The 16543-nt window shown below is 65.4% G+C and carries 16 protein-coding genes and 2 pseudogenes; 9 read left to right on the top strand and 9 right to left on the bottom strand.

All coding sequences use genetic code 11. The features are described from left to right. Positions 1-149: 149 nt before the first annotated feature. From NTH_RS21755 to repC, 4 genes are all read left to right on the top strand, one after another. Complete coding sequence (locus tag NTH_RS21755) at positions 150-1043, top strand: PfkB family carbohydrate kinase (RefSeq protein ID WP_338532055.1); 894 nt, start codon at positions 150-152, stop codon at positions 1041-1043. A gap of 613 nt (positions 1044-1656) precedes the next feature. Further along, positions 1657-2937 carry a plasmid partitioning protein RepA gene (gene repA / locus NTH_RS21750; protein WP_338532054.1) on the top strand — a complete coding sequence of 427 codons (1281 nt, stop codon included), beginning with the start codon at positions 1657-1659 and terminating at the stop codon, positions 2935-2937. After that, positions 2934-4019: a plasmid partitioning protein RepB gene (gene repB, locus NTH_RS21745; protein WP_338532053.1), complete on the top strand. Its 1086-nt coding sequence runs from the start codon at positions 2934-2936 to the stop codon at positions 4017-4019. Before repA ends, repB begins: the two co-directional genes overlap by 4 nt. Before the next feature lie 277 nt (positions 4020-4296). After that, on the top strand, positions 4297-5661 hold the full coding sequence (gene repC / locus NTH_RS21740) for a plasmid replication protein RepC (protein ID WP_338532052.1): 1365 nt from the start codon (positions 4297-4299) through the stop codon (positions 5659-5661). Here repC and NTH_RS21735 read toward each other — a convergent pair. Next, positions 5649-5912 carry a WGR domain-containing protein gene (locus NTH_RS21735; protein WP_338532051.1) on the bottom strand — a complete coding sequence of 88 codons (264 nt, stop codon included), beginning with the start codon at positions 5910-5912 and terminating at the stop codon, positions 5649-5651. The two genes, repC and NTH_RS21735, sit on opposite strands and share 13 nt — an antisense overlap. 159 nt (positions 5913-6071) lie before the next feature. On the opposite strand from NTH_RS21735, the gene NTH_RS21730 reads away from it, so the two are divergent. Then, positions 6072-7262, top strand: coding sequence for an RHE_PE00001 family protein (locus tag NTH_RS21730; RefSeq protein WP_338532050.1), 1191 nt, complete (start codon positions 6072-6074; stop codon positions 7260-7262). Positions 7263-7403: 141 nt separating this feature from the next. On the opposite strand, the pseudogene NTH_RS21725 reads toward NTH_RS21730, so the two are convergent. Then, positions 7404-7786, bottom strand: a pseudogene (locus NTH_RS21725) (RidA family protein). 29 nt (positions 7787-7815) lie between these two features. On the opposite strand from NTH_RS21725, the pseudogene NTH_RS21720 reads away from it, so the two are divergent. From NTH_RS21720 to NTH_RS21710, 3 genes and pseudogenes are all read left to right on the top strand, one after another. Further along, positions 7816-8052 (top strand): annotated as a pseudogene (locus tag NTH_RS21720) (hypothetical protein); the annotation flags it as partial. A 12-nt stretch (positions 8053-8064) separates the two neighbouring features. After that, a complete protein-coding gene (locus NTH_RS21715; protein ID WP_338532239.1) occupies positions 8065-8298 on the top strand; it encodes a hypothetical protein in 234 nt (77 codons plus the stop codon). After that, positions 8295-8501, top strand: coding sequence for a hypothetical protein (locus NTH_RS21710; RefSeq protein ID WP_338532049.1), 207 nt, complete (start codon positions 8295-8297; stop codon positions 8499-8501). The genes NTH_RS21715 and NTH_RS21710 overlap by 4 nt, the downstream gene beginning before the upstream one ends. 29 nt (positions 8502-8530) lie before the next feature. Here the strand turns inward: NTH_RS21710 and NTH_RS21705 are convergent, their stop codons facing one another. The 6 genes from NTH_RS21705 to NTH_RS21680 form a co-directional block, all read right to left on the bottom strand. Continuing rightward, entirely contained in the window at positions 8531-9607 is a 1077-nt protein-coding gene (locus NTH_RS21705) for an ABC transporter ATP-binding protein (protein WP_338532048.1), read from the bottom strand. Beyond that, positions 9604-10416: a carbohydrate ABC transporter permease gene (locus tag NTH_RS21700; RefSeq protein WP_338532047.1), complete on the bottom strand. Its 813-nt coding sequence runs from the start codon at positions 10414-10416 to the stop codon at positions 9604-9606. Before NTH_RS21700 ends, NTH_RS21705 begins: the two co-directional genes overlap by 4 nt. Before the next feature lie 9 nt (positions 10417-10425). Further along, complete coding sequence (locus NTH_RS21695) at positions 10426-11328, bottom strand: carbohydrate ABC transporter permease (RefSeq protein WP_338532046.1); 903 nt, start codon at positions 11326-11328, stop codon at positions 10426-10428. Between the two features lie 72 nt (positions 11329-11400). Continuing rightward, on the bottom strand, positions 11401-12609 hold the full coding sequence (locus NTH_RS21690) for an ABC transporter substrate-binding protein (protein WP_338532045.1): 1209 nt from the start codon (positions 12607-12609) through the stop codon (positions 11401-11403). 68 nt (positions 12610-12677) lie between these two features. Further along, positions 12678-13577 (bottom strand): sugar phosphate isomerase/epimerase family protein, encoded by a 900-nt coding sequence (locus NTH_RS21685; protein WP_338532044.1) that lies wholly within the window; start codon positions 13575-13577, stop codon positions 12678-12680. Between the two features lie 11 nt (positions 13578-13588). Then, positions 13589-14623: a Gfo/Idh/MocA family oxidoreductase gene (locus tag NTH_RS21680; RefSeq protein ID WP_338532043.1), complete on the bottom strand. Its 1035-nt coding sequence runs from the start codon at positions 14621-14623 to the stop codon at positions 13589-13591. Between the two features lie 302 nt (positions 14624-14925). Between NTH_RS21680 and NTH_RS21675 the strand changes: the two genes are divergently transcribed. Then, entirely contained in the window at positions 14926-15957 is a 1032-nt protein-coding gene (locus NTH_RS21675; RefSeq protein WP_338532042.1) for a LacI family DNA-binding transcriptional regulator, read from the top strand. A gap of 235 nt (positions 15958-16192) precedes the next feature. Here NTH_RS21675 and NTH_RS21670 read toward each other — a convergent pair whose 3' ends face one another. Further along, positions 16193-16510, bottom strand: a complete 318-nt coding sequence (locus tag NTH_RS21670; RefSeq protein ID WP_338532041.1) for a hypothetical protein — start codon at positions 16508-16510, stop codon at positions 16193-16195. Positions 16511-16543: the final 33 nt, after the last annotated feature.

The following is a 16543-nucleotide window of genomic DNA, read 5'->3' as shown; positions in this document are numbered from 1 at the left end:
ATGATCTCCCCCCTTGAGGGGGAGATGCCCGGCAGGGCAGAGGGGGGTAGCGCAGGGCACGGCGGTCGATCATAGCCATAACCCCCGCCCCACCATGACAACCCCCTCTCCCCCGGCTATAAGCCCCCAAACGTCCGAGGGAGGAACCATTGGCGCGCATTGTCACGGCGGGTGTGGCCGTCATCGATTTCCTCATGCATCTCGACGAAATGCCCTCCCGGCCGGAGAAGTACCGGGCTAGGGACGCGGCGATCGTGGGTGGCGGCGGCGGGGCCAATTCGGCCGTGGCCATTGCCCGGCTGGGCGGCGAGGCGATGCTCGCCACGCGGCTGGGCGATGACGCCATCGGCACGATGATCCTCGACGGGCTGGCGACCGAGGGCGTCGACTGCCGGCTGGTCAAGCGCTTTGCCGGCCGGCGCTCGTCCTTTTCCTCGATCTTCATCGATGCGGCCGGCGAGCGGCAGATCGTCAACTACCGCGATCTCGACATGGATTTCGGGGCGGACTGGCTGGAGGAAGCCGCCGTCCCCGCCTTCGACGCCGCGCTTGCCGACACGCGCTGGCCGCAGGGCGCGGCAGCGCTGATGCGGCTCGCCCGGGTGCGCGGCAAGCCGGGCGTCATCGACGCCGAAGCCCCGGTGATGGAGGCCGCCGACGCGCTCGGCCTGTGCTCCCACGCGGCCTTCTCCGCCCAGGGACTGCGCGACTTCACCGGCAAGAAGGCGCTGGACGAGGCCCTTGGCAAGGCTGCGGCCAGGCTCGACGCCTTCGTCTGCGTCACTGATGGCGGGCGCGGAACGTTCTGGCTCGAGAAGGGCGGCATCGCCCATGAACCCGCGCCGAAGGTGACCGTGGTCGACACGCTGGGCGCCGGCGACGTCTGGCACGGCGCCTTCGCCCTGATGCTTGGCGAAGGCAAGGACACCCGCACCGCCATCCGCTTCGCCAACGCCGCAGCCTCCCTGAAATGCACCCGCTTCGGCGGCCGCGAGGGCGCCCCCGACCGCGCGGCGGTGGAGCGGTTGATGGCGGGCACGTAGAACCCGCGCGGGTAAGCCGCGTGGAGCGTTGCCGCCCGGCACGGGAAAAGCCGCGGCGGCAGAATCACCGCTCTTCCCTCCCCGTCCTTCACAGTCCGTCGCTTCCAGCACAGGGCGGAGGTCGGCCTTCCGGGCCATCGTCTCCCATCATGCGCAAGGCGGCGGCGATCCCGTGCAACCGCCTGAAACGCCGCGAAATCATGGGCTTGGGCGCTGCCCGGCCGGCCGCGGCCATTCCCGTTAACCGTTTGTTAACCAAAAACTTCTTGACGATGGGCGATGTGCCGATACCAATAGATACGGGTTTTATCGTGGATAGATGGTTTTGGCGTAACTAAGGTCCGGCAGCATCAATCCGGGCAGCCGGGCGTAGCTTGTGCGAACGGACGATACGGGCCCCCTGGCCGCATTTGCGGCGCAAAGTGTAACCGGGGTCGCCTGAACGGGGCGAATCGGCATAAGCTGCGTGCTGCAGGGTGGAAGAGCCGGCTAATCATTGGCCGCGCCGGGAGCCCTGCCGGAGATTGGGCGCGTCCCGTTGACCGTTGTCAATGGGATGTTTGGCGCAGCGCAAAGCCATTGCAGACGGAGGCGTGGGCCTCCCGGAGGGAAAATGGCATTGGAAGACACCGCGAACCCGGTGGCCGGAAGTCCGGCGGCGGACGAGACGATCGCGGCCGACGCGGCCTTGCTGTCCGAACAGTTGCGCGCGCTGCGCGACCGGCTTTTCGCGCCGACGTCGAACAAGGTGCTGCGCACCTTCACGAGCGGCGAGGCGGCAAGGCTGATCGGCGTCTCCGACGGCTATCTGCGCCAGTTGTCGATTGCCGGCGAGGGTCCGCAGCCCGACACCGGACCCGGCGGGCGGCGCTTTTATTCGCTGGCCGACATCAACGCGCTGCGCCAGCATCTGGCGGCGCAGGCCCGCCTCAAGGGTAACCACGCCAAGGCCCGCTCCTATGTGAAGTGGCGCGACCCGCGGAGCGAGCATCTGCAGGTGATCGCGGTGACCAATTTCAAGGGCGGCTCCGGCAAGACCACGACAAGCGCCCATCTGGCGCAGCATCTGGCGCTGGAGGGTTATCGCGTGCTGGCCGTCGATCTCGACCCGCAGGCCTCCATGTCGGCGCTCTTCGGCTATCAGCCGGAGATCGACCTTACCGGCAACGACACGCTCTACGGCGCGATCCGCTATGACGAGGAGCGCCGGCCGCTTTCGCAGATCATTCGCAGGACCTATTTCGACGGGCTCGACATCGTGCCCGGCAATCTCGAACTGCACGAGTTCGAGCACACGACGCCGCGCATGCTGGCCGACCGGCAATCAGGGTCGGGGGCCGGATCGGGGGCCGACGATTTCTTCTTCGCCCGCATCCAGACAGCCCTCGCCTCGGTGGCCGACGATTACGACATCGTCGTCATCGATTGCCCGCCGCAGCTCGGCTTCCTCACCCTGTCGGCCCTGTGCGCGGCCACCTCGGTCATCGTGACGGTGCATCCGCAGATGCTGGACGTGGCCTCCATGAGCCAATTCCTCTACATGACCGCCGATCTTCTATCGGTGGTGCGCTCGGCCGGCGGCACGCTCAATTTCGATTTCCTGCGCTACCTCATCACCCGATACGAGCCCAATGACGGGCCGCAGACGCAGATCGTCGGCTTTCTGCGCTCCCAGTTCGGCGAGCGCGTGCTGACGGCGCCGATGGTGAAATCCACCGCCATCTCCGATGCCGGCCTGACCAAGCAGACGCTCTACGAGGTGGGCCGGGACAATTTCACCCGCACGACCTATGACCGCGCCATGGAGGCGTTGACAGCTGTCAACGTCGAGGTGGAGGCGCTGCTGCGCACGGCCTGGGGTCGTGACGGGGGCCGCGAGGGGAGCGCTGCATGAGCAAACGCAAGGACCATCTCAAAGCCCTGTTCGGCGGCGGCCCGCTTCCCGGCGAAGCGCCCTCCCCGGCCCCGTCCGGCAGAGCTCCATCGACACCGCCGGCCCCCTCGCCACCCGCACCCGAAACCAGGAGCCAGCCGGCCCGGCAAAGCGGGCGCAGCGCCTCGGGCGCGGTCAAGGCCATGGGGCTTACGCTCAATTCCATGACGCGCGAGCTCGATGAGGCGCGCGCCATCAAGGAGAGCCTGACCAGGGGCGAGCGCGTGGTCGAGATCGACCCGGAACTGATCGATCCCTCTCTCGTGCGCGACCGGCTGAGCCACGAGGACAAGGGGGACGAAGCCTTTCAGGGGCTGGTCGACAGCATGCGTGAGAACGGCCAGCAGGTTCCCGTCCTCCTGCGCCCTCACCCGAAGGCCGACGGCCGCTACCAGGTCGCCTACGGCCATCGCCGCGTGCGCGCTGCCGCACGCCTGGGCCAGCCGGTCAAGGCCATCGTCCGCACGCTCACCGATGACGAGCTGGTGCTCGCCCAGGGCAAGGAAAATACCGAGCGGCGCAATCTCTCCTTCATCGAGCGCGCCTTTTTCGCCCATGCGCTGATCGCCCACGGCTTCGAGCGCGGCATCGTCCAGCGGGCACTGTCGATCCACAAGGCCGAGATGACGCGGCTTCTGGCCGTGGCCGGCGCCGTGCCCGCCGACATCGCCCGCGCCATCGGCCCTGCGCCCAAGGCCGGACGGCCGCGCTGGCTGGCACTGGCGGAGTTTCTCAAGCGCGAGGCCGCCGTGGTGATGGCGCAGGAAGAAATCCGCTCCGGCCGCTTTGCCGATGCGGGTTCGGACGAGCGCTTCCGCCTGCTTTTCGACCGGCTGGCCAGGCGCGCGCCCGGCCGCAAGCCGCCGAAGTCGCAGCCGCGCGCCATCGAGGACGGCAATGGCCGTGTCGTGGCGCGCCTTACGCCCGGCGAAAAGCCGCAGCTTGAATTCGACGAGAAGAACCATCCGGGGCTCGCCGACTATGTGGCGCGGCACCTGCCCGAGCTTGCCCGGCGCCTCGCCGAGGAGGGCGCGGGCGAATGATAGTTGGCGTCGGCAGACCATGGTCAATTTGTCCACGGCCGATCTATCCACGGCCGATCTATCCAGGGTTTGACCGGCGCGCGTAGAGTGTTCCACAGCGTAACGAAATGAACTGAAAACGAGGTAGAGACCGCAAGAAAAAAGGCCCCCAGAACGTTGCCATTCCGGAAGCCCCTTTTCGATGTAGCAATCTGAAAGAATCACTTCCGACCGACAATGTCAAGCATCGGACCGTTCCGGTGGCCGTCTTTTTCTTGCCTGATGAAAGGTAAGAGCCATGACGGACAGTTTTGCCGTCTCGCCATTCGGCGGGCGAGGGTTGGCGCGTGCGCAATTTGCACTGAACGAGCAGATACTCAATGCCAGGAAGGCTGCCGGGGGACCTGGCGGCGGCGTGGCAGGGCAGGGCGATTCGCGCCGGAGCAAGGTCGTCGAGGACAAGTGGAAGCTGATCCGGGCGGTGACCGAGGCCAAGGCGGCGCTCGGCCTTTCCGATCGCACCGTCGCCGTTCTGGAAGCGCTTATGAGCTTTTATCCCGAGCGGCGGCTTGACCTCGCCCGGCCGCTGATCGTCTTTCCCTCCAACGCCGAATTGTCGCTCCGGAGCAGGGGCATGGCGCCGGCCACGCTGCGCCGTCATCTGGCCTGCCTGGTGGAAACGCGCATGGTGCTGCGCCGCGACAGCGCCAACGGCAAGCGCTTTGCCTGCCGCAACGACAAGGGCGAGGTGGAGGCGGCCTTCGGCTTCGACCTGGCGCCGCTGGTCATGCGGGCCGGCGAGATCCTGCGGTTGGCCGAGGAGGCGCGGCAGGAGGCGGCGGCGATCCGCATGCTGCGCGCCGAGATCACCATCCATCTGCGGGACATGTCGGCGATCCTGAAGGCGGCGCAGGAGGAGGGCAGGGCCGAAGCTGGCGGCCTTGCCGCCGAATTCGAGGCCCTTTCGGGCCGGCTCGGCCGCAACACGCCGCGGGCCGAACTATCGCGCCGCAGGGACGCGCTCCTCTCGCTGCGGGCCCGTTTGGAGGCTGAATTCCTGGCTGAAAGCCCGGGTCAGGCCGTGGAAACGAACTTAAACACCCCCGAAACGAGCTCAAACGCCCCGGAGATCAGCCGAAAATCACCGAAAATGAGCGCCAATGACGCGCAAAATGAGCGCCATATAGAGGGTTCAGAGTCAGAATATCCTTTAACAAATAAGCCAGTTGATTTTGAAATGCGCGACCGCAGCGACAGCGCCTCCTCCCCGGAAGTTGACAGCTGTCAACCGGCAAGGCCGAACCCATCAGTCGAGCCGGTCGACCTGACGCTCGTCCTGTCGGCCTGCCCCCAAATCAGGGATTATGCGCCCAACGGCATTGCCGGCTGGCGGGATCTGGCGGCGGCGGCCGATCTTGTCCGATCGATGCTGGGCATATCGGGCAGCGCCTGGGAAAGAGCACGGCGCGTGCTGGGGCAGGCCGGCGCGGCGGCGGCGGTCGCGGCGATCCTCGAACGCATCGACCAGATCCAATCGCCCGGCGGATATCTGCGCGGGCTGACGGCGCGGGCGGAGATCGGCGATTTCTCGCTGAAGCCGATGCTTTCGGCCCTGGCCGTGCGCGGCCTGCGGGAACGGCTGTGCCCGGGTCAGGCGGCGTGATGCCTTCCGGCATCCAGCCGGTATCCGCGCTTCTGCTTGGCCGCGAGCAGCCGCTCGAAAGCCTGGCGGGCTTCGGCCTCGCTGCGATAAAGATCGACCATCGCCCTGCCGCGCGTGCCGATCCGCCCCCATTGGCGCACCAGAGCGGCATCGCCGAACAGGCTTGGTTCTATGGACAGGCAATAAAAGCGTGCCATATTGCAGGTGGTATCGATTCGAAAAAGAAGATGCTCGGACAGCGTTTTCTGCATGGCCCGAGTCTCGCCCGGCGGCGCTTTCGGCGTCCAACGCATTCGGTGAATCGATCCAGCGCCACCGATTCACGAGATTGATGGAACACCGCATTTCCCGACCAGCGGAAGCTAATGTCGAGATAGCTTCCGTGTTAAGGAAATGATAACCATAAACCAATGGCTTACGAATCTCTCGTTCTCGACCATCCGGACCTCCTTTCCCCCCTTGCGCGGGCCGAGGACGGGCTTGCCCGGCTCGACGAACGGATAGACCGCAGCAGCCGGGGCGAGGGCTTCCTGCTGCGCCGCGACTTCGCCGATGCCGTCGCCGCGTGCTGGCTGGAAGGCGAGCTCGTCCACATGGAGGATCTGGTCCTGCATGACGGGCGGCTCGATGTGCGCAGCCCCTCGCACGAATTGACCCGGGCCCACGCGATACTGCGCAAGCGCCGCCGGATCGCAGCCGAACCGCCGGACTGGGCAACCGCACCGGCCGGCCTCGCCCTGCTGCAGGCGCGGGAGGAGGGCACGGCCCCGCCCCTGCCGGAACGGACGGCCCCGCCCGATCCCGCCGCCATGCCCGCAGACCGCGACGACGCCCTGGCCGAGGAACTGGCCGAGATCGATGCGGTGCTGGCGCGCACCAACCGGCTCCTGGCGGCCAGGGACGGGGAAGGGGACCCTGCCATGCAAGCCGCCCGGTGGCCGCTGACACCCGGCCAAGCCCGGTCCGGGGCGGGGGAGGCGGCCGATTTCGCAGGCGATTTCTCGGGGCCGGGGGCGGCCTCCATCGACGCGCTCATCCGCGACGGGGACAGGGACGAGCGCGGCCTTCTGGCCGACTGGCATGCCCGGCTTTCGGCCATCGAGGGCTCCAGGCTGCCGCCGGTGCTGATGGCTTTTCACGCATGGGAGGCGTGGCAGGCGCTGCAGCCGCTGGAGCGGCAGTCCTGGCTTGGAAACCTCCTGGTCGCCGCCTTCCTGCGCAAGAGCGGCAAGACCCGGCATCTGTTCAGCCTCGCCGCGGCCTTGCGCGAGATCCCCCGCGAGCAACGCATGTCGCGCAAGGCGCCGGCCCGCTGCCATGCCTTCTTCGATGCGCTATCGGCCGGCGCGCTGGCCGGCCTGAGGGAGATCGACCGGTTGGAACTCGCCGCCGCCCAATTCGAACGCCGGCTAAGGGGCCGGCGCAAAAGCTCCCGCCTTCCGCGGCTCGTCGAGCTCATCCTGTCGCGGCCGATCGTTTCGGCCGGCATGATCGCCGACGAGCTGAAGATCACCCAGAGAGCGGCGCTCAACCTGATCGGCGAGCTCGGCCCCCGCGAAATCACCGGCCGCGGCCGCTACCGCGCCTGGGCCGTGCTTTAGCGCAGTTCCAAACCCGGTTTGCCGCCCGGAACTGCGTGAAATCAAACGGTTAGATTAGTTCACGCTTCTGGGAAACGGTGAACCGATCGAGGGCCTGTCTGCAAAGGCCTATGTCACGGCCGCCGGCAAGAACTGTCCTGGTCAGGCGGCTGCAACCGCCTCGATCTCCACCAGCCACGCCTCGTCGAAGATTCCGGCGACCACGACCGTCAACGCCGTCTTTCGACCGTTCAGGATCTCGTTGCGCACCGACCGGTTCACCAAGGTGTAGCTGCGATCCGCCAAATAGGTCCGGTGCATGACCGGATTGTCGAGCGTCATGCCGGCTGCCGAAAGCGCGCCTCGATGTTGCGCCAGGCCAGCCTGCATCGCGCCTCGAAGCCCTCGGGCACGGTGCCGTTCGCATTGACCGGCGTCTGGCCACTGACAAAGAGCATGCGCTCGTGGCGGGCAATCTCAAGAGCCTGCACGTATCCCGTCGTCGGAACCGGCACGGTGTCGGCGTTGATCAGGCGGACCTGCATCGACCTCTCCTTTGTTCGAGTGCCCCATTGTGCAGCGATGCGCCTCCCGTGCTCAAACGCTTGTTTCCCGACACCTGGCCCAGATTTTCTATCCTGAACCCTCGATCAACCGTCCCGAGGTCTCCCGTGAGTTACCGACTGCCCCCGCTCAACGGCTTGCGTGCCTTGGAGGCTGCCGGCCGCCACCTCAGCTTGAAGCTGGCGCGCAGGAACTCTCGGTTACGCCGGGGGCGGTCGGCCAGCAGGTCAAGCACCTTAAGGAGGTGCTGGGCCTGCCCTTGTTCCAGCGTCTGCATCGCAGCCTCGTTCTGACGAGCCACGGCGAGGCGCTGCTGGCTGGCGTCAGCGACGGCCTGGAAAGGCTCTCGGCGGCTGCCGACGCCATCACGACCGACCTGCCGCAGAGGGTTCTGCGCTTCGGAATCTCGCCCTTTCGGGCCGGCGAGCCTGACCGTCTGCTGGCTGGCTTGGCAGGGACGGGAGAGCCCCCGCCTATTTGCGGGCGACCTTGACCGATGACATGGCGGATCTCGTCAGCGGCGCCGTTGACGCCCTCCTGCGCCCCGGCCCGGGTCCATATCCGGGGGTGCGTTCGGAGATACTGGATCTGAACCCGGCATTCCTGCCCCATGCTCGGGCGTCGCTGGTGGTCTGGCCGGGGTTGGCAAAGTGCCGGGAGTTCCTCGAGGCCAAGACGCTCCTTCAACCGGCGTAACTGGCCGAGACGCCGGCCGGGGCCGGTCTTCAGTCCACGCCTTGTCCGGTGCCGGGGTCGAAGAGATGGACGAAATCCGGCGCAATGCTCAAGCCCACGCTGTCGCCCGGTCGCACCTCGGTGCGGCCTGCATGGAAGATCGTCAGCTCCGGTTCCGTGGAGGAGGAAAGATAGCTTGCGGCTCCCGTGAACTCGACGGTCGAGACAGGCACCCGGATCGGGCTCTTGTCAGGATCGCCGAGAGCAAGATGTTCCGGGCGCAGGCCGGCCAGAACTTTCCGGCCTGGTTCCAGTCTGCGGGCCACCGGCACGAGGGCGCCGTCAAATCCGTCCAGCGCCAGCGCATCGCCAGAGGCCGTGACCGCCGCCTCCACAAAATTCATGGCTGGTGAGCCGATGAAGCCGGCCACGAAGCGGTTGGCGGGGCGGTCGTAGAGCTGGAGCGGTGCGCCCTGCTGCTCGATCACGCCGTTGCGCATCACCACCACATGATCGGCCATCGTCATCGCCTCCACCTGGTCGTGGGTGACATAGACCGAGGTGGCGCCCAGCCGGTCGTGCAGCGCGCGGATTTCCTTCCGCATCTGCACGCGCAAGGCCGCGTCGAGATTCGACAAGGGCTCGTCGAAGAGGAACGCCTTGGGGTGGCGGATGATCGCCCGGCCCATCGCGACGCGCTGGCGCTGCCCGCCGGAAAGCTGGCGCGGGTAACGGTCCAGCAGATCGCCCAGTCCGGTGATCGCCGCCACTTCGCGCGCGGCCTTTTCGCGGCCGTTCTTCGGCACGCCCTTCAGCCGCATGGAATAGGTGAGGTTGTCGCGAACCGTCATATGCGGATAGAGCGCGTAGGACTGGAACACCATCGCGATGTCGCGGCGGCGCGGCGGCACATCGTTCATCTTTTCGCCGGCAATTCTCAGCGTGCCGCTGGAGATGGATTCGAGCCCCGCCAGCGAGCGCAGAAGCGTGGACTTCCCGCATCCGGAAGGGCCGACAAGGGCCACGAACTTCCCCTTGTCGATCCTGAGGTTGATGTCCTTGAGCGCGTGGAACTGCCCATAGTGCTTCTGCACGTTCTCGAACTCGATCTGCGCCGTCGAAGTCATTTCAAGGCTCCCGCGGTGAGGCCGCTGACGATGCGCCGCTGCAGCAGCACGAAGATGATGAGGATGGGGGTCACGTAGATCGCCGAATAGGTCATCACGCCGGACCAGTCGCTGGTGTTCGGCCCCATGAAGGACTGCAAGCCGACGGTGGCCGGCTGCAGCGCCCGCTCGCCGATCAGCGAGCGCGAATAGACATACTCGCCGAAGGCATGAAGGAAGATGAGCACGCTGGTGACCAGGATGCCGTTGCGCGCCAGCGGTATGGCGACGCCGAAGAAGGCACCGATGCGCGAATTGCCGTCGACGAGGGCCGCCTCCTCGAGCTCCCTGGGCACCTGCATGAAGGCCGTGCGGCAGAGCACGATGTAGAGCGGCAGCGATTTGGCGGCTTGCGCCAGGATGACTGCAAGCCGGGGGTATTCGAGAAGCCCCACCTGGCTGAAGGCCACGAAGATCGGCGTGATCATCAGCGAGGAAGGCAGGACCTGCATCATGAGGATGGCGAAGAGGGCGATGTCCATCCAGACCGAGCGCACCCGGGCGAGCGCATAGGCGCAGCCCGTGCCGACCGCCACGATAATGGCCGAGGTGCCCACTGCGATGATGAGCGAATTGGTGAGGAACCGGTCCATCTGCAGCCGGGTCCAGACATCGGCGACGTCGAACTGCGGGTCTTGCGGCCAGAAGGTCGGCGGAAACTGGAATATCTCCGAGCTGGGCTTCAGGGCCGTGACATACATCCAGTAGAGCGGGAACAGGTAGACCGCGACGAAAAGGATGGCCAGGGCGAGGAGAATGTATTTTTTCATGAGATCCCCTCAGGCCGCCTGCTCATGCCGGGTGGAGCGGGTATAAATCGCCGCCACGCCTATGACGAAGACGATCATCAGCACCGAGACCACGCTGCCATAGGAGATCTGGTAGGTCTGGAAGGAAAGCTGCCAGGACCAGTACTGTGCCACGTTGGAGGCGTTGGAAGGTCCGCCCTGGGTGAGTGCCGCGAACAGATCGAACTGCTGCAACGTGAAGATGACGCCGAGCGAGATGACGGCGCCCAGCGGCGCCCGCATGAGCGGAAGCGTGATGGTGCGGAAGCGCTGCCAGGCGGTGGCGCCGTCGAGCTCCGCCGCCTCATAGACATCGTGGGGGATGGCGGCAAGGCCGACGGAAAGCAGGATCATGTTGAAGGGAACGCCGAGCCAGATATTGGCAATGATCACGGAATAGAGCGAGACGCTCGGGTCCGAGAGCCAGAAGATGTTCTGGTCGATGAGGCCCAATGATCGCAGCCAGTAATTCAGCACGCCGAAATCGCCGGCGAGAATCCAGCTCCACACTGCGCCAATCACCAGCGCCGGCATGATCCAGCCCGCCAGGAACAGGCCGCGCAGATAGGAGGCGCCTGGAAAATCCTGCTGGAAGAAGAGTGCAAGGCCGAAGCCGATGCAAAGCTGAAAGACGATCGACAGCACGACGAACTGCAGCGTGTTCCAGAAGACCAGTCCCGCGATCGGCTGGGAGAGCACCTCCCGGTAGTTCTGCAGGCCGACAAAGGGCCGGTTCAAGGAGGCAATCGAGAAGAGGTCCACCGTCTGGAGCGAAATGACGATGTTGTAGATCAGCGGAAAGGCGGAAAAGACGATGAGATAGCCGAGCGCCAGCCAGACCAGGACGGCATCGAAGCTGCTTCCATCGCGCAGGGAACGCCAGAAACGCACCATCAGCAGATATCCTTTATCGGCGGTCGGCTGCGGACGGCACGAAGGCCATCCGCAGCCGGTCTCGGGAGGAGACTATTTTCCCAGAACCTGGTCTATCTGCTGCTGAGCCGCTTCCAGCGCGGCGCCAGCCTCCGCCTGACCGGTGAGCGTCGACTGGATCGCCTGCTGGATCGCCTTGGAAATGCGCGGCCATTCGGGATGGGGACCGCGGTTGCGGGCATACTTCATGCTCTCCTCGAACACGGCGTAGATCTCCGGGTTCTTCGGATCCTTCACCTCGACTTGCGAAGCGGGGAGATAGCCGAACTCGTTCCACACGCGCGGCATCTGCGCATAGAGAAACTCGACGAATTGGAACGCTTCATCCGGATTGTCCGTGTTGGCGAGGATCACATTGTCGCCTTCGCCGAGCGCCGAAGCACGCTCGGCCCCTTCCTCCGGCACGGGCAGGAGGGCGGCGCGGTACTCGAACTTCGCCTCCTGGCTCATGCGCGGCAGCTCCCACGGGCCGGAGATCGCCATGGCGGCGCTGCCGGTGTTGAAAGTGCCGGTGGAATCCCACTGGCTGCGGATCAGCGTGTCGGGGGAGGCGAGCCGCTCGTCGATCAGGCGCTTCCAGAAATTCAGCGCCTTGGCCCCGCCTTCGGTGGCCACATTGTCGTAGTTGCCGCCCGTCATCTGCAGCCACGGCAGGAACTGGAAAGTGCCTTCCTCGCTCGCCACGGCCGAAAAGGCGAGGCCGTAGACATTCTGGTCGGGCTTGGTCAGCGCCTTGGCCGCCTCGTAGAGCTGATCCCAGGTACCGGGCGGGTTGTCAGGGTCGAGCCCCGCCTCGCGGAACTTGTCCGCGTTGTAGTAGAGCGCAATCGTGTTGGCGCCGCGCGGCAGGCCGTAGATGCCGCCTTCCCAGGTGACCGAGGCGAGGGGCCCGGGATAGATATCCTCCTCCTTCACGATCTCCGATTTCTCGATATGGGGCTTGAGGTCGAGAAGCAGTCCGCGGGAGGCGAAGAGCGCGACTTCCGGATTGTCGATATAGGTGATGTCGGGCCCGGAGCCGGTCGCGACCGCCCGGGCGAGGTCGTTCACCATGTCGCGGAACTGCACCGTGCGAACATTGATCTTGATGTTCGGGTGCTCCTTCATGAACTCCTCGGCCAGCACGTAGTGGTACTCGCCCGGATCGTCGATCGTCCAAAGATCGAGCTCCACCTCCTGGGCGGAAGCAATAACCGTCGTGGCCAGAAGCCCGACGGCCGTCAGCGCAATCGTCAGTCTCATCTTCTCTCCTCCTCTTGCAGGCCTTGAGCCTGCGTTGCGAACGGACGGGCGTTCCTCCCAGCCCGTCCTCATGCGGCGGCGACGAACTCGCCCCCGCGGCATTGCTTGAGATATTCGAGTGCGCGCACCTGCCCCGTCATCTCCAGCGCATCGCGGTAGACCGGGTCGTGCCAGCCCTCGATGTCGATGGAGCCGCTCCAGCCGGCGAGCCGGAGTTCGGAGATGATGTCGGTCCAGTTGCTGTCGCCGAAGCCCGGCGTGCGCATGAAGACATGAGCGTGCTTGCCGAAGATGCCGTGCTCGCGGATCACGTCCCATCGGATCGTCGCGTCCTTGCCGTGCACGTGGAAGATCTTGCTTGCCCATTTGCGGATCTGCGGCAGCGGGTCGATCAGATAGACCATCTGGTGGCAGGGCTCCCATTCGAGCCCGATATTGTCGTCCGGCGTCTCGTTGAAGATCAGTTCCCAGGCGTCCGGATTGTGGGCGATGTTCCAGTCGCCCGTCTGCCAGTTGCCGTCCATGGCGCAGTTCTCGAAGGCGATCTTCACGCCCCGGTCGGCCGCGCGCCTGGCAAGCTCGGACCAGATCTCGCGATAGCGCGGCAGGCTTTCCTCGATCGGCTTGCCACGGACGCGGCCGGTGAAGCCCGCCACGCAGGTGGCGCCGAAGTGGTGGGCGTTGTCGATGCACTTCTTCCAGCCTTCGAGGGTGTCCCGGTCGAGCGGCCGGTCCTCCAGCGGATTGCCGAACATGCCGAGGGTGGAAATGGTGATGTCGCGATCGCCGATGGCCTCGCGGCAGCGCTTGCCAAGCTCCGCCAGGTTCTGGTCCCCAGTGGTCTGCCAGAAGAAGGGCTCCAAGCTCTCGAAGCCGAGATCGGCGATGGCCGCGATATTCTCGGCCGCCTTGCCGTCGGTAGCCTTGATCATGGTGCCTATGCGGATGGCCTTGGCTGGATCGCTCACGTTCTTCCTTCCTATTGGCTGATTTCGACCCGCGCGCGTGCGGCAGCGCTCTCGATTGCTGCGAACACCATGGCGAGGCTCCTGACGTTGTCCGTGCCGTCGGTCTCGGGCCGGCGGCCTTCATTGACCGCCGCGAGGAATTCGGCAATGACGCTCGCGTGGCCATGAGTCAGCTCCGCTGCCGGTTCTTCCGGTACCGAAACGATCTTGAGGTCGTTGAGGAACTTGCCCTCGCTCGCCACGACCCGCGCTTCGAAGCGCTCCGCACCGTCCCAGAGAAGCGAGCCGCGGGTGCCGATGAAGCGCCACGCCGCTTCCCAGCTGGTCGGCGCGCCTTCGGCACACCACGAGCCTCGATAGGTGAAGATCACGCCGTCGGAGAACTCGAAGATGGCGTTGGCTGCCGCCCCGTGGGCGTACCAGGAGCCCTTCGGATTGGCTTCCTGCGCATAGACGGCGAGCGGCACCTTGTCCGCCATGAAGCGGGCCGCATCGAAGGTGTGTATCGCCATGTCCAGAAGCAGCGGATGCTCCATCTGCTCCCGGAAGCCGCCGAAATGCGGCGCGAGGAAGAAGTCGCAGTGGAAGCCGGTGAGTTCGCCCAGCACGCCGCTCTCAAGAAAGGCGCGGATGCGCCGCACCCCCGAGATGAAGCGGCGGTTCTGGACGATGGCGTGTATACGCGCCGCCCTTTCAGCCGCCGCGATCAGCTCGCGCGCATCCTCGATGGAGGTCGCCATGGGTTTTTCGCTCAGCACGTGGCAGCCGAGGGAAAGGCCTGTCAGAACGGTCGCCTTGCGGGCTGACGGCGGCACCACGTCGAACAGAAAATCGGCCTTTGTGGCCTTCAGCACAGTCGCAAGGTCGGTGCCGATCAGCGGCGCAATCTCGAACTCGCGGGCTCGCTCGCGGGCGACGTTCTCATCGATGTCAACCAGTCCGACGACCTCGATGCGGTCGGCCAGTGCGGACGTCTGTCGCAGGGCGCGCAACCAGCCCTTGGCCATTGCTCCGCATCCCGCAAGAACGGCTTTCGACTTCGTCAAGGAAGCTCCTCCCGGAGATAAACTGCGGCCTGGCCTGCTCTCTCCCAATCCGGCCGGAACGCGTTCCGTAAACGTTTACGACACTAGAATCGGCGCTTCATTCATGTCAAGAGAGAATCGAAAACGTTTACGAAGAAGGCTGATGCAAGCGCTCAACTGCTGCCTTAAGCCGGCGCGATGCGGTGCCGCCGAGCACCGGGTCTCGAAGGGCGAGGGGGAGGTGCTTCATCTCTGCGTCGGCAGCGACGCTTGGGCGAAAGCTTGCAGTTTCGCATGCGAAACGAAGATCAACAGGGAAAGACATGGTCGGCATAAGGCGCGTTGCCCAGCATCTCAACCTCTCCATCGGCACGGTTTCGCGTGCGCTCAACGGGCGTCCGGACGTGAACGAGGAGACGCGCCGGCGCGTGCTAGAGGCGGCGGGCGCGCTCGGCTATGCGCCCAATCAGGCAGGCCGCGCGTTGCGCAGGGGCTCGACCGGCGTCGTCGGCTTCATGATGCAGACGGGCTCTGAAATCACCGGCGACGGGGACACATTCTTCATGAGCGTGTTCGATGGCGTGCAGGCCGTGTTCTCACGCCACAACCTCGATCTCGTCGTGCTGCTCTGCTCTTCGCGTGAGGACCCGGACGACTATCTCCGCCGGACGGTTGCGCGCGGCTTTGCGGATGCACTCATCATTTCAGCTACGCGGCGCGAGGATTCGCGTATCGCCTACCTTGCGGAGCGCGGCATACCCTTCATCGCACTGGGACGCAGCGAAACCGATGCCGGCCATCCCTGGATCGATCTCGATTTCGAAGGTCTCGCCCGCACCGGCATCGACCGGCTCGTGGCCAAGGGACATCGCCGGATCGCCGTCTCCGCACCAGCGGACGATGCCAATCTCGGCTTTGTTTTCCTCGACAGCGCGAGAACGGCGCTTGAGGGCCACGGGCTGGTCCTGCCGCCGGAACTGGTTCTGCGTTCGCCGCCCAACGAGATAGGGGGCTACCAGATGGCAAGGCAGGTGGTCGCGATGGAGGAGCGCCCAACGGCGATCGTGCTCGTCAATGAGACGACGGCGATCGGCTTCTACCGCGGCCTGCGGGATGCGGGGCTGGAGCCCGGCCGGGACATAGCGGTGATCGGCTTTCGCGAGAGCCCGCAGGCGAAGTTCCTCTCGCCCCCGCTTACATGCTTCCGCATCGATCTTCACGCATTGGGCGAGGGCCTTGCAGAAGCATTGCTGGCCACCATGCCTGGTTTCCAAGAACGATATCCCTTGGGCACGGTGCGCAGGATCTGGCCGATGAGCCTCATAACGGGAGAGAGCGACGGTATTCCCCGATAGCTCCTTCTGCTCTGCTCGAACGCCACCTGCATTTCCGGGATAGGGCGGAGGACGTCAAATGCGGCATGGCCCCAGGAAAGCCCACCTCGATGCCTTGCCGCACCCTCACCCAGTCGAGACAGAACGGACCGGTCGCTCGCTCGGGCCCGAGAATCGGAACCGATCTCGGAAAGCGCGATGCGCAGTATCAAAGTGTCGGAGCGTCCATCATGCGGCCGTTCGGTCGCTCGGCGCTTTAGCGCACGGCCTCCTCGATATCCTGGCAGCTCATCCACCAGCGCTGTTCAACGGCGACGTCGCGTATCTCTCCGACAATGCCTTCGCTCTCACCCGACAGATCGACGAGGCAAAGCCGGTCGCCGTCGGTTTCCAGGACGCTGATGGTCGCTTCCCGGCAGTCTTCGGGCATGATTTCTCCGTTGCTGCCCAGAACTTGCTCGAGATTCTGCTGATCCTGACACGCCGGGATGCCCTCCTGGGCCGTTGCAGCAGCGGGCACTGCAACGAAACCCACGACGGCCAGCAGGATCGTTCGCCCCAAGATCGTGCGCATGATGCTATTCCTCCTTCTGCCCACGGCATCGTG

Source organism: Nitratireductor thuwali (genome assembly GCF_036621415.1).
GTDB lineage: Bacteria > Pseudomonadota > Alphaproteobacteria > Rhizobiales > Rhizobiaceae > Chelativorans > Chelativorans thuwali.
The sequence above is the reverse complement of the archived record's forward strand: the minus strand, read 5'-3'. Positions and strand labels throughout refer to the sequence as shown.